The sequence below is a fragment of the Streptomyces sp. Ag109_O5-10 genome (genome assembly GCF_900105755.1).
GTDB lineage: Bacteria > Actinomycetota > Actinomycetes > Streptomycetales > Streptomycetaceae > Streptomyces.
In genome coordinates this window covers 3,321,874-3,334,059 of sequence record NZ_FNTQ01000001.1, presented here as the reverse complement: position 1 = coordinate 3,334,059, position 12,186 = coordinate 3,321,874, and the positions used below count along the sequence as shown (strand labels likewise).

At 74.5% G+C, this 12,186-nt stretch carries 11 protein-coding genes; 8 read left to right on the top strand and 3 right to left on the bottom strand.

Annotated features, from left to right (window positions below; genetic code table 11):
- Positions 1-56: 56 nt before the first annotated feature.
- Together BLW82_RS15180 and BLW82_RS15175 are read left to right on the top strand one after the other, a co-directional pair.
- Positions 57-362 (top strand): response regulator, encoded by a 306-nt coding sequence (locus BLW82_RS15180; protein ID WP_093499305.1) that lies wholly within the window; start codon positions 57-59, stop codon positions 360-362.
- 119 nt (positions 363-481) lie between these two features.
- Positions 482-1,309: an oxidoreductase gene (locus BLW82_RS15175; RefSeq protein WP_093499304.1), complete on the top strand. Its 828-nt coding sequence runs from the start codon at positions 482-484 to the stop codon at positions 1,307-1,309.
- Between the two features lie 166 nt (positions 1,310-1,475).
- Here BLW82_RS15175 and BLW82_RS15170 read toward each other — a convergent pair whose 3' ends face one another.
- Together BLW82_RS15170 and BLW82_RS15165 are read right to left on the bottom strand one after the other, a co-directional pair.
- The gene (locus BLW82_RS15170) at positions 1,476-2,654 is read right to left on the bottom strand and encodes a serpin family protein (protein WP_093499303.1); all 1,179 of its coding nucleotides are present in this window, start codon (positions 2,652-2,654) and stop codon (positions 1,476-1,478) included.
- Entirely contained in the window at positions 2,651-3,856 is a 1,206-nt protein-coding gene (locus BLW82_RS15165) for a serpin family protein (protein ID WP_093499302.1), read from the bottom strand. The genes BLW82_RS15170 and BLW82_RS15165 overlap by 4 nt, the downstream gene beginning before the upstream one ends.
- Positions 3,857-3,954: 98 nt before the next feature.
- Here BLW82_RS15165 and BLW82_RS15160 point away from each other — a divergent pair, with 98 nt between their 5' ends.
- The 6 genes from BLW82_RS15160 to BLW82_RS15130 all read left to right on the top strand — a co-directional run bounded on the left by BLW82_RS15160 (position 3,955) and on the right by BLW82_RS15130 (position 10,554).
- Positions 3,955-5,172: a DUF4190 domain-containing protein gene (locus tag BLW82_RS15160; protein WP_093499301.1), complete on the top strand. Its 1,218-nt coding sequence runs from the start codon at positions 3,955-3,957 to the stop codon at positions 5,170-5,172.
- A gap of 147 nt (positions 5,173-5,319) precedes the next feature.
- Positions 5,320-6,072 carry a GntR family transcriptional regulator gene (locus BLW82_RS15155; protein ID WP_093499300.1) on the top strand — a complete coding sequence of 251 codons (753 nt, stop codon included), beginning with the start codon at positions 5,320-5,322 and terminating at the stop codon, positions 6,070-6,072.
- A 327-nt stretch (positions 6,073-6,399) separates the two neighbouring features.
- Positions 6,400-6,597 (top strand): SPOR domain-containing protein, encoded by a 198-nt coding sequence (locus BLW82_RS15145; protein ID WP_093499298.1) that lies wholly within the window; start codon positions 6,400-6,402, stop codon positions 6,595-6,597.
- A 21-nt stretch (positions 6,598-6,618) separates the two neighbouring features.
- Positions 6,619-7,053, top strand: coding sequence for a (deoxy)nucleoside triphosphate pyrophosphohydrolase (locus BLW82_RS15140; protein ID WP_093499297.1), 435 nt, complete (start codon positions 6,619-6,621; stop codon positions 7,051-7,053).
- Between the two features lie 239 nt (positions 7,054-7,292).
- Entirely contained in the window at positions 7,293-7,706 is a 414-nt protein-coding gene (locus BLW82_RS15135; RefSeq protein ID WP_093499296.1) for an ATP-binding protein, read from the top strand.
- 259 nt (positions 7,707-7,965) lie between these two features.
- Entirely contained in the window at positions 7,966-10,554 is a 2,589-nt protein-coding gene (locus tag BLW82_RS15130) for a SpoIIE family protein phosphatase (protein WP_093499295.1), read from the top strand.
- Between the two features lie 133 nt (positions 10,555-10,687).
- Here the strand turns inward: BLW82_RS15130 and BLW82_RS15125 are convergent, their stop codons facing one another.
- Complete coding sequence (locus BLW82_RS15125; RefSeq protein WP_093499294.1) at positions 10,688-12,169, bottom strand: hypothetical protein; 1,482 nt, start codon at positions 12,167-12,169, stop codon at positions 10,688-10,690.
- Positions 12,170-12,186: the final 17 nt, after the last annotated feature.

The window sequence follows — 12,186 nt, the reverse complement described above, 5'->3', positions numbered from 1 at the left end:
ACAGGACCCGACAGCTCTTTCACAGTCCGTAGCCGCGCGTCTCACGGCCCGGCGCGGTGGACGGTCACCGGCCACGGACTTGTCCACCGGTATCCCACGGAACCGGGGCCGAGGGCCGGCGCACCGAGCCGGCGCCGGACGGCCCGACCGCGCCGCCCGACCTGGAGGGCCTGGAGGTGCCGCGGCGCCTCCGGGCCCGGCGGCCGGACCTCCCCGTGCTGTTCCTGACCGCCCGGGAGAGCGTCGAGGACCGGGGCGCCGGCCTGTGCGCGAGCGCCGACGACTACGTGCCCCAGCCGTTCGACCCGGACCGCACGGTTGCTCACCCCACGGCTGCCGCCGTGCCCCGCGTACGACGGTGAGGTGAACCCGCCCGCCCCGGAAACCCGTTGGACGTGAACCCCCTCACGGGTGAGGCTGGTCGGTCGAACCGGCAGGGGACAACAGCGGAGAGCGGCCCGGAGCGGCAGGGAGACGGCACATGACCAGGATCTGGCTCATCACCGGCGCGAGCAGCGGCTTCGGCCGGGCGCTCGCCGAGGCCGCGCTCGCCGCGGGCGACACGGTCGTCGGGGCGGCCCGGCACCCCGAGGCCCTGGCGGAGCTGGCCGCCGCCCATCCCGGCCGGGTGGACCCGGTCCGCCTGGACGTCACGGACACGGCCGCGATCGAGCCGGCCGTACGGGACGTGATCGCCCGGCACGGCCGGATCGACGTCCTCGTCAACAACGCGGGCCGCACGCACGTCGGCGCCTTCGAGGAGACCACCGACGCCGAACTGCGCGACCTGTTCGACCTGCACGTCTTCGGCCCCGCCGCGCTGGTCCGGGCGGTCCTGCCGCACCTGCGCTCCCGGCGCTCGGGGGCGATCGTCCAGATGAGCAGCATGGGCGGGCAGATGTCCTTCGCCGGCTTCTCCGCCTACAGCGGCACCAAGTTCGCGCTGGAGGGCATGTCCGAGGGGCTCGCCGACGAGGTGCGGGAGTTCGGGATCAAGGTGCTGATCGTGGAGCCGGGTGCCTTCCGCACCGCCCTCTTCGAGACCGGCAGGGCGGGCGCCAGCGACGACACCGGCGTCTACGCCAAGGTCGCCGAGACCCGCGCCGGAGTCGACGCCGGCCACGGCAGCCAGCCCGGCGACCCGGCCAAGGCCGCCGCCCTGATCCTCGCCGCCCTCGACGCCGAGGACACCCCGCTGCACCTGCCCCTCGGCGACGACGCGGTGACCGCCGTACTGACCCAACTGGACGCCGTACGAGCCGACATCGCCGCGTGGGAGAAGCGCACCCGGGCCACCGACTTCGACTAGGCGCGCGTTCCGCTGGCTGTGCCGTTGTCCGGCTGCGGGTGCGTGGGGGTTGCTCGCGCGGTTCCCCGCGCCCCTCACGGCGCGCTACCGCCGACGTCCGCAACAACGCGCCCCACAGGACCAGCCACGACGGGTGCTGCAGCCGAACGACGGCGTGTCGCGGCCCCTACGGCTTGCCCACGACCGTCGGCTCCGTCACCCACCCCGCCGCCAGCACCAGCCGGCTCTCCCGGTGCACGGCGAGGAAGCCGAACGGGCGGTCGACGGTGCCCCGGACCACCGTCGACTCGTACCGGTACTGCGGCGGGCCGCCGCCCGGCGCCGCCACCACGGCGGTGGCCGCGGCGGCCCGGAAGCCCAGCGGCCCGAACTCCGCGACCGCGGACTGCCCCGCCGCCCCGATGGCCAGCGGCGCGGCACTGATCCCGGGGAAGTGCCCCTCGCGGGCGTCCGCGGCCGTGGAGAGCCCGAACAGCCCGTGCAGCTGGAGCAGATCGTGGTCGGCGCGGACCGTGAAGCCCGGGGCGGTCACGTCGAGCCGGACCGGGTCCGGGGCGACGGACGGCTGCCGCTCCACGACCACGCCCGGCCCCGCGGCCCCGTAGGGGAGCTGTCCGCCGCTCGTCACCGGCAGGGCCCGCTCCAGGACGCCGATGCCCGTGTGCAGCACCTGCCCCGGCGCCATCCCCTCCGCGCCCAGCAGGAGGTGGACGTCGAGACCGTTGTCGCCGAGGACCTTCAGCGTGGTGACGTGGCCGTCCGGACCCGCGGTCACCCCGATCCGGTCGGGCCGGACACTGCTGCGGTGCAGCCCGGCCAGGTCCAGCCCCTGCCAGGGCCCGGAGCCGGGCCGCAGCACCGTCTCCCGGAACGGGTGCTGCCAGTCCGTGCGCAGCGCCAGCGCGGTCGCCAGCACCATCCGGGCGCCCTCGGCGAGCCGTACCGGCAGCCGCTCCACCAGCCCCTCGGTGCGCTTCGCCGCCCACGCGTCCAGCGCCTCCCGGGAGACCGCGGGATCGGCGCCGAGCACTCCGTGCGCGCCCGCGGGCAGCCCCGCCGCCCACGGCTCGCGCAGCTCCAGCGCCCGGTCGGTCCACAGCCCGAGGGCCGCCCCGACCCCGGGCACCGAGTCCAGCCACGCGAGTAACTCCCGTGCACCGGCGGCGGCCTGATCGGCTTGCCGGCCCACGGCCCGGGTCAGTTCGTCCCGCGCCGGGCCGGCCGCCCCGTCGGCGAGGAAGGCCAGCAGCGGCCAGACACCGGCGGCCGAGAAGACCGTGCCCTGTCTGGTCTGCCGCGTCCAGCGTGCGGTGAGCGCGTTGACGGCGCCGACGGTCTCGTTCATTCGTCGTCCTCCCAGGGGTACTCGGGGAAGGGCAGGGGATCCGTGACCCAGCCCGCCGCGAGGACGAGCCGGGAGTGCCGGTGCAGGGCGAGGAAGCCGAAGGGGCGGTCGAAGGCGGCGCCGATCCGGGTGGTGACGTGACGCCGCTCGGGCGGAGGGCCTGCCACGGACATCCCGAACGCCGTGACCGCCGCCGCCTCGAAGCCCAGCGCGCCGAACTTCGCCACGGTGGCCTGCCGTGCGGACCCGACGGCCAGCGGGAAGGCGCTGATCCCGGGGAAGTGACCGCGGCGGGGGTCCGTCGCCGTCGTGAGCCCGAACAGCCGGTGCAGTTCGAGCAGGTCGTGGCTCGCCGTCACGTCGTACGCCGCCGTCGTCACGTCGAGCCGCGGGGGCCGCGGTGTCCCGGACCGCACCTTCGCCACGCTCAGCCCCGGCCCGGGCTCGCCGTAGGGAAGCCGCCCACCCGGCACCACCCGGTGCAGGCCGTCCAGGATGCCGACACCGGCCGCCAGCACCTGCCCCGGTGTCATCCGCTCCTCGCCGAGCAGCAGATGGACGTCCAGGGCGTTGTCGCCCAGCACCTTCAGCGCGGTGACGAAGCCGTCCGGGGTGTCCGCCAGCGCGATCCGGTCCAGCTGTACGCCGGAGCGGCGCAGTCCGAGCCGTTCGACGGCCGCCCAGGGCTCGTACGCCGTCTCCAGCGGCAACTCGTCGAAGGGCGCGAGCCAGCGGGTACGCATCGCCAGCGCGCCCGCCAGGACCAGCTCAGGGTCCTCGTCCAGGCCGACCGGCATCCGTTCGACGAGCCCGCCGGTGCGGTCCGCGGCCCAGGCGTCCAGTGCCGCGCGGTCCGTCGCCGCGTCCCCGGTCAGCACCCCGCGCGTGCCGGCGGGCAGCGCCGCCGCCCAGGCCTCCCGCAGCTCCAGGGTCCGTCTGGTCCACACGCCCACCGCGGTGTGCAGGCCGCGCATGCCCGCCATGCCGCCGAGCAACTCCCGTGCCACCCCGGCCGCTTCGTCCGCCGGTAGGCCCAGCGCGTCCGCGAGCTCGCCGCGCGCCCGGCCGTCCGCCCCGTCGGCGAGGAAGGCCAGCAGCGGCCACACCCCGGCCGCCGAGAACACCGTGTCGCCCGGTGCCGCGGCCGCCCAGCGCGTGGTCAGCCCGTTCACCGCGCGCGCGGTCGCCGTCCCCACCCTCATTCCGCCCCCGTTCACGGCGCGCTTACGATGCGCGCAGTCGTACATCAGTCCAGCCGTCCGTTTCCGCGGCCCGACGCCCCCTCAGGAGCACGGTACCGGTGTCCATACCTCCGCCCCCCGGCCCCCACCAGCCACAAGGGCCCTACCAACCGCCCCAGTCGGGCCCGCCGCAGTACCCGCGGTACCCGCAAGGGCCGTACGGGCAGCAGCCGCCGTACCCGGGGCCGAACCAGCAGTGGGGGCAGGGCTACGGCCCGTACCCCCCGCAGCCGCCCGTCAACGGGCTCGCCATCGCCTCCCTCGTGCTCGGGGTGCTGTGCTGCCTGCCGGGGGTGGGTCTGGCGCTGGGACTGGCCGGGCTGGGGCAGATCCGCAGGCGGGGGGAGCGCGGCAGGGCGATGGCCGTCGTCGGGTCGGTGTTCTCCGTGCTCGGGCTGGCCCTGTGGGTGCTGGCGCTGTCCACCAACGGGGCGGCGCAGTTCTGGGAGGGCGTCAAGGAGGGCGCGAACGACAGCTCCAGCCTCTCGCTGTCCACCGGCGACTGCTTCGACACCCCCGACGGCACGCTCACCGGCGACCTGGTCTCCGACGTCACCGTGAAGGACTGCGCGAAGGCGCACGACGGCGAGGTCTTCGCCACCTACACGCTGAAGGGCTCGGAATACCCGGGCGACGACAGCGTCGGCGACTCCGCCGACCGGCGCTGCTACGGCCTGGAGGACGGCTACGCGATGGACGGCTGGGCGATCCCCGGCGACGTCGACGTGTACTACTTCACGCCCAGCGCGGACAGTTGGGAGTACGGCGACCGGGAGGTCGCCTGCGCCTTCGGCAACACCACCGAGGGCCGCACCCTGTCCGGCTCGCTGCGCAACGACGAGAGCGTGCTGGACGACGACCAGGTCGCCTACCTCGGTGCCGCGCACGTCCTCAACACCGCCCTCGCCGGCGCCCCCGAGGCCGAGTACGTCGAGGACGACCTGCCCGGCTACCGGCAGTGGGCGGACCAGGTGACGACGGCCCTCGGCAAGCAGACCGCGATGCTGCGCGCGCACGGCTGGGGCCCGGACGCGAAGCAGCCGGTGGACGACCTGGTCGCGGACCTCGACAGGGCGAAGGCGGAGTGGGCGAAGGCGGCGAAGGCCACGGACGCGGACACCTACTACACCCATTACGACAAGGGTTCGGCGCTCCTCGACCCGAAGCGGACCGTCACCGCCCGCAAGGCTCTGGGCCTCGCCACGACCCCGCCCTCCTACGACGACGGGGGCGACGGAGCCGGCAGCGGAGGAAGCGGCTCCGGCATGGAGGTGTGATCGCGGCTATAACGGGGAGAAAGTGCCTGCGTAATGCATCCCCGGGCCGCATGTCATCACATCGAGTGATTCTCTGGCCTTTGCTTGCATGGCTCAACCCACGGTTGCCACGCTGTTGCTGTCTGTACAACCTGATGGGAGCGGCCAGTGACTTTCGGTGAGCAGCCGGCGTATCTGCGTGTCGCGGGTGATCTCCGCAAGAAGATCGTCGACGGTTCGCTGCCGCCCCACACCCGGCTGCCCTCGCAGGCCCGCATCCGCGAGGAGTACGGCGTCTCGGACACGGTCGCCCTGGAGGCCCGCAAGGTGCTGATGGCCGAGGGGCTGGTCGAGGGCCGGTCCGGCTCCGGGACCTATGTGCGCGAGCGGCCCGTGCCCCGGCGGGTGGCCCGCTCCGGGTACCGCCCGGCCGGCGGCGCCACGCCGTTCCGGCAGGAGCAGTCCGACGCGGCGGCGCGCGGCACCTGGGAGTCCCGCAGCGAGCAGACCGGGGCGGGTGCCGCGATCGCCGACCGGCTCGGCATCCACGTCGGCGACCGCGTGATGTGCACCCGGTACCTGTTCCGGGACGCGGGCGAGCCGATGATGCTCTCCACCTCCTGGGAGCCGCTCGCCGTCACCGGCCGCACCCCCGTCATGCTGCCGGAGGAGGGCCCGCTCGGCGGGATGGGCGTGGTCGAGCGGATGCGCGCCATCGACGTCGTCGTGGACAACGTCACGGAGGAGGTCGGCGCCCGCCCCGGCCTCGCCGAGGAGCTGCTCACCCTCGGCGGGGTCCCCGGCCATGTCGTCCTGGTGATCCAGCGGACGTACTACGCCTCCGGCCGCCCGGTGGAGACCGCGGACGTCGTCATCCCCGCCGACCGCTACCGGGCCTCCTACCACCTGCCGGTGCGGTAGCGGGCGTACCACCCCTCCGTGAAGTAGCGCACACCCTTGCGATGGTTGACGCCTTCGCGACCCGGGACCGGACCGGTGCCCGCCGTGCGAATCCGGCCGTTCTCCCAGGTGGCCCGGCTGTCCTCGACGTGCGTGGGACCCGAAGTGCGGGGCGCGCGAACGGCGCATTCGTAGTCGTGCGCCCCCACCGTTCTGGCTGGTTGCGTACCTCTTTGTGAAAAGGCGTATTCGCTGCGTAAAGGTTAGGCGTACGCTCGGGCATATGCGGAGTGCGGTTTCCTTAGTGGGGCGGGGATGGACGGGAGCCGGGAGATGCGGAGGGGCGCGATGACGGAAGGCACGGTCTCTCTCCCCTGGCTCGTCATACGGCAGGACGACAACGGCAATCGCTACCGCGTCGGCCGGTACGCGACCCGGGCCGAGGCGCAGAAGATCGCCGACAGTCTCGACGACCGCGGGCACAAGCAGCTCTACTGGGTCGAACGCATCGGCCACAGCAACGGGGAGGCGGCCACCCGGAACTGACGCTCCCGTAGGCTCCGGCCCATGAGCGAACGGATCGTGGTGGTCGGAGCGGCCCTGCTCGACACCGGCCGCCTCCTCGCGGCCCGCCGCAGCGCGCCCCCCGAGCTGGCCGGCCGCTGGGAGCTGCCCGGCGGCAAGGTCGAGCCCGGCGAGACCCCCGAGCACGCCCTCGTCCGCGAGCTGCACGAGGAACTGGGCGTCGCGGCGGAGACGCTGACGCGCGTACCGGGGGAGTGGCCGCTGCGCGCCCCGTACGTCCTCCAGGTGTGGACCGCCCGCCTCCATCCCGGCTCCCCGCAGCCCGAGCCCCTCCAGGACCACGACGAACTGCGCTGGCTCACCCCGGCCGAGATCTGGGACGTCAGCTGGCTGGACCAGGACGTCCCAGCGGTACGCGAGGTCGCCGCGACACTGGGTGCAGAGGGGGCGGGGGCGAAGCGCCGCCCCCTCGGTTGAGTCCGGGGCGCAGCCCCGACGAAAGGGGCGCGGGGGACTGCGCGACACGCCACGACGCACCCGCGGTCGCCCGGCAACCGCACCTCGCGAGCCCCTGGGCGCTCGGCCCTCCCGGCGTAAGCCGTCCGTGCCACAGTGCGCCCTCGCGTGCGGTACTGCCCCCACGCAATCGGGTATGTGCCCATTAACCCCACGAAACCGGACAGTGCCGGGCTCGCAGCCGGGGAAGCGACTGGGAAGTGATCGGTGTGATCGACACCGAAGGTGACACCGTCGAGTGGACCTTTCCCGCGGAACCGGGCGCCGTGCGCACCGCCCGCACCGCGGTCCGGGACAAACTGCGCGGCTGGGGCCTGGACGGCCTCGCCGATCTCGCCGCCCTGCTGGTCAGCGAGCTGGTCACCAACTCGCTGCGGCACGCCACCGGCCCCATCGGCGTCCGCCTCGTCCGCCCACGCCTCCCGGGGCCCGGCGACACCCTGCGCGTCGAGGTCTCCGACCCGCTCCCGGACCCGCCGCGCGAGCGCGCCGCGGGCGCCGACGACGAGAGCGGCCGCGGTCTCCAGCTGGTCGCGGGTTCCGCGCGCAGCTGGGGTACCCGCCCGGGGGACAACGGAAAGACGGTCTGGTTCGAGCTGGCCGTACCAGGGTGAACGGGGTGAACGGGGTGTACACGCAGTGCTACCGCGTCCACCCGCGGGAGTGGCCGATCAACGTGTGCCGGAGTACGTGATTCGACGGCGTGTTCCCTGGTTAGAAGATTGGAAGTGTTGTCACGGTCCGGTCCGGAAATCGTCGGGACCGTGCTGTGATCGTGAACACCGTGTCAGGCGGCACCGTAGTGCTGGATACTGCGGGCAGCCGCACCCGGTGACCGGTGCCGGGCGCGGTGAGCTGGAGGGGACGGTTCGCGTGAGCGAGATACCAGCTAAGGCCACGGAGTCCGAGGACCCGTCGGACGGTGCGAGGGCGGGGACCGCGGAGCAGGCCGCGGCCCCTGGCGACGCCGTGTGGCAGAGCAGTCCGCCCGGCTCGATCTACGACTACATCAAGGTCGCCTCGTTCTCCATCGGCGCCGGCGGCCTGGTCGACCAGTGGAGCCTGCGCGCCGAGCAGATCTTCGGCATCCCCGCCGAGCGCGCCGTCGGCATGGACCCCATCGAGGCGTTCGTCGACCCGGACCTGCGCGAACGCGGCCAGCGGAAGATGGCCGAGATCCTGGACGGCCGGGAGTGGACCGGCGTGGTCCCGTTCCGCATGCCCGACACGGCGGACGGCGAGCGCGGCGAGGAGGGCATCGCCGAGGTCTACGTCATGCCCACCCGCACCGCCGAGGGCGAGAACGCGGCCGTGTGCATCGTGGTCGACGTCCGCACCCTGCGCAGGATCGAGACCGACCTGGCGGCCTCGCAGTCGATATTCGGTCAATCTCCGTTCGGCTTCCTGCTGATCGACACCGACCTGCGGATCCGCCGCGCCAACGTGCGGTTCTCCTCCATCTTCGGCGGCACCCCCGAGGACCACCGCGGCAAGGGCGTCCACGACTACCTCCCGCGCTCCGAGGCCGAGCGGGTGGCGGCCACGCTGCGCCGGGTCCTGGAGACCGGCAACTCCATCACCGACATGCACGTCACGGGCTTCGTCCCGGGCTCCGAGGAGCGCCGGCACTGGTCCATCAACCTCTACCGGGTGCACAGCGGTACCGGCCGCCCCATCGGCATCGCCTGGCTGGGCCTCGACATCACCGCCCGCCGCGCCGCCGCCCGCGAGGCCGCCGCCGCCCGGCGCAACCTCGCCCTCCTCAACGAGGCCGGCGCCCGCATCGGCAACTCCCTGGACCTGGAGACCACCGCCCGCGAACTCCTCGACGTGGTCGTCCCCGGCTTCTGCGACCTCGCCACCGTCGACCTCTACCAGGGCCTGCTGGCCGGCGACGAGACCCCGCCCGGACTCGCCGACGGCAGCGCCGAACTGCGCCGGGTCGCCTTCGCCAGCGCGGTCTCCGACGCCCCCTTCGTGGGCGGCGGCGTGCCGGTCGCCGTCGGCGCGGTCCACCACTACCCCTTCAACTCCCCCTGCGCGGACGCCCTGCGCACGGCCCGCCCGCAGCACGTGCCGGCGACCGAGGGCGGCCTCGTCCAGTCCACGCTGGCCGTGCCCATGGTCGCCCACGACACGGTCGTCGGCCTCGCCCAGTTCGCCCGCACCAAGGGCAGCGAGCCGTTCGGCGACCGCGACCGGGAACTCGCCGTGGAGCTGGCCGCCCGCGCCGCCGTCTGCATCGACAACGCCCGCCTCTACCGGCGCGAGCACGAACGCGCGTTGATACTGCAACGGTCCCTGCTCCCGCCCGGCGACCCCGAGGCCTCGGGCCTGGACATCGCCTGCCGTTACCTGCCCGGCAACGCGGCCACCGAGGTCGGCGGCGACTGGTTCGACGTCATAGAACTCCCCGGCCACCGCACGGCGCTGGTGGTGGGGGACGTGATGGGCCGGGGTCTACGCGCGGCGGTCGCGATGGGTGAACTCCGCACAGCGGTCCGTACGCTGGCCCTGCTCGACCTCGAACCGGCCGAGGTGCTCTCGGCGCTGGACGAGATCGCCCGCGGCCTCGGCACCCCGGGCGGGGTCCAGCAGGCCACCCGCACGGCCCGCCAGCCCCGCGACGCCGACCTCTCCGAGGTCTACCTCGCCACGTGTGTGTACGCCGTCTACGACTCCGTCACCAGGCGCTGTACGTTCGCCAACGCCGGCCACCTGCCGCCCGTCCTGGTGGAACCCGGCGAGGCCGCCCTGATGCTCGACGTGCCGCCCGGCATGCCGCTCGGCGTCGGCGGCGAACCCTTCGAGGAGGTCGAGGTCGAACTCCCCGAGGGTGCGTTGCTGGCGCTCTACACCGACGGCCTGGTCGAGTCCCGTGACCACCCCCTCGACGAGGGCCTCCAGGCGTTCGTAGGGGCCCTCACCGACCCCGCCCAGCCCCTGGAGGACGTCTGCGACCACGTCCTCAGCACCCTCGACACGCACCACGGCGAGGATGACATCGCGTTGCTGATGGCACGTGTACAGGGACTGACGGCCGACTCCGTCGGCGACTGGACGCTCCCGCGCGAGCCCCGCAGCGTGGGCCGCGCCCGGGAGTACGCGCGCGGACAGCTCCTCACCTGGGACCTGGAGCCGCTGGTCGACACCACGGAACTCCTGGTCAGCGAACTCGTCACGAACGCGCTGCGGTACGGCGAGGGCGAGATAAGGCTCCGTCTCCTCCTCGACCGGACCCTGGTCTGCGAGGTCTGGGACTCCGGCCTGGTCCAGCCGAGGCGCCGCCGCGCCCGGGACACCGACGAGGGCGGGCGCGGGCTGCAACTGGTCGGCCTGCTCAGCGCGGCGTGGGGCTCACGCCGGACGCCGCGCGGGAAGACGGTGTGGTTCGAACTCCCGCTCCCGGACGGCGAGACAGGCCTGACCGACCCCGCGGAGGCTCTGCTCAGCCTGTTCTGATCGCGCGGTTTCCCGCGCCCCTCGAAAGCAGGGGGTTGCATGAGCGCCCCCTTTGGGGGCGCGGGGAACCGGGCGACCAGCCACCACGCACTCGCAGCCGCCTGGCGGCCGGTCGCGGCATCCCCCGCGGACGTCAGCCCAACCGCCGCCTGCTCTCCGGCCCCCCGAACGCCACCACCGGCCCCCCGTCCCCCTCCTCACCCAGCAGCACGCCCCCGAGCACCACACCGCCCACCCCGCTCCCGTGCGCGGCCTCCCCGGCGAACGGGTTCCCGTGCGCCCGCACATCCCGCTCCGCCAGCTCCCGCGCCTTCCGGGCGAGCCGGTCGGCGTCCGCGGGCGCCGACCGCCCCGCCGCGGCCAGCAGGGCCCGCGCCTCCGCCCCCACCGCCGCCCGGTGCGTCCCCACGAAGTCGTCCGCCGCCCCCAGCGCGCTGCGCGCCACCAGCTCCGCCCCCGCCGCGATCACCCCGGACCGCCCGCCCCCCGTCCCCTCCACCGCCCGCACGATCCGGCGCAGGGCGTCCACCGTGTCGTAGGGCCCGCCGGTCACCTCGCCCCGCACGCCGGCCAGCACGGCGTCCGCATGGGCCGGCCGCGGCCGCGACGCCGTCCCCCGCAGCCCCGTCAGCTCCGCCTCGGCGCCCGTGAGGGCGGCCGGCACCAGCTCCGCCGCCGCCCGCACCTCCTCCACCAGCCGCTCCACCCCGCCCAGCAGCACCGCGGCCTGGGTCACGGCCCCCTCGGCGGCCCGCACCCCCCGCCGCCGCCCCTCGCCGTCGCCCGAATCGGCGGCCTGACGGGCCTGGTTGAGCCGTGCGGTCGCGAACACCAGCCGGTCCTTTGCCTGTTCGACGTATCCGACGACGGGGGCGACCGCGGCCGCACCGTACCGCTCACCCGCCCCGGCCAGCGCCGCCGACACTGTGCCGGTCCGCCCCGCCAGCTGCCGGAACCGCCCCTCGGCCACGGCCAGCGCGTCCCCCGCATCCCACACGGCGTCGAACCCCGCCGCCTCCGCGTCCAGTCGCCGCCCCGCCTCCGCGCACCGCCCGACCACCCCCACCAGCGCCTGCCGCCGGCCGGCGGCGTCCTCCGGCACCCCCTCCTCGTACCGCCGCCATATCGCGAACGCGGCCGCCAGCTCGGTCTCGGCCGCCCGCAGGGCCTGTTCGGCGGACGTCGCACCGTCGACGTAGCCGAGCGCCTCCCGGCTGGTGCGGACGCAGTCGTCGGCGAGGACCAGGGAGGCCCGGGCCTGCCGCTCGACGTCGGCGGGCGACGGAGCCGGCGGGACGGGGGAGGGGCTCCCCGGCGTGGTGCGCGAGCGGGTCCGCCGTATCCGGCGCACGTAGCCGTAGCCGCCCAGCGCGCCGGCCGCCGCCAGGGCGACGAGCGGCAGGACGTAATCGGTCGCCGACGCCCCGTCCGCCGCCTGGGCCGCGGAAGCCGTCACGCCGCCCGCCGCGGGAACCGGATCTTGAGTGACGCTCGTCATCACCGGCAACACCAGCCAGACCACCCCGGCCACCCCGCCCAGCACCGCGTGCCCCACCCGTACGGCTATGTGCCCGGCGGCACGCCTGGGCCGCCCCCGGATCAAGGAAGACGTCACATTTCGGAGCGTATGGG

Excerpts from the sequence above, each read along its gene's own strand:
- BLW82_RS15140 (WP_093499297.1), top strand. The coding sequence starts at position 6,619 with ATGAGCGAACGGATCGTGGTGGTCGGAGCGGCCCTGCTCGACACCGGC.
- BLW82_RS15145 (WP_093499298.1), top strand. The coding sequence starts at position 6,400 with ATGACGGAAGGCACGGTCTCTCTCCCCTGGCTCGTCATACGGCAGGAC.
- BLW82_RS15165 (WP_093499302.1), bottom strand. The coding sequence starts at position 3,856 with ATGAGGGTGGGGACGGCGACCGCGCGCGCGGTGAACGGGCTGACCACG.
- BLW82_RS15170 (WP_093499303.1), bottom strand. The coding sequence starts at position 2,654 with ATGAACGAGACCGTCGGCGCCGTCAACGCGCTCACCGCACGCTGGACG.
- BLW82_RS15175 (WP_093499304.1), top strand. The coding sequence starts at position 482 with ATGACCAGGATCTGGCTCATCACCGGCGCGAGCAGCGGCTTCGGCCGG.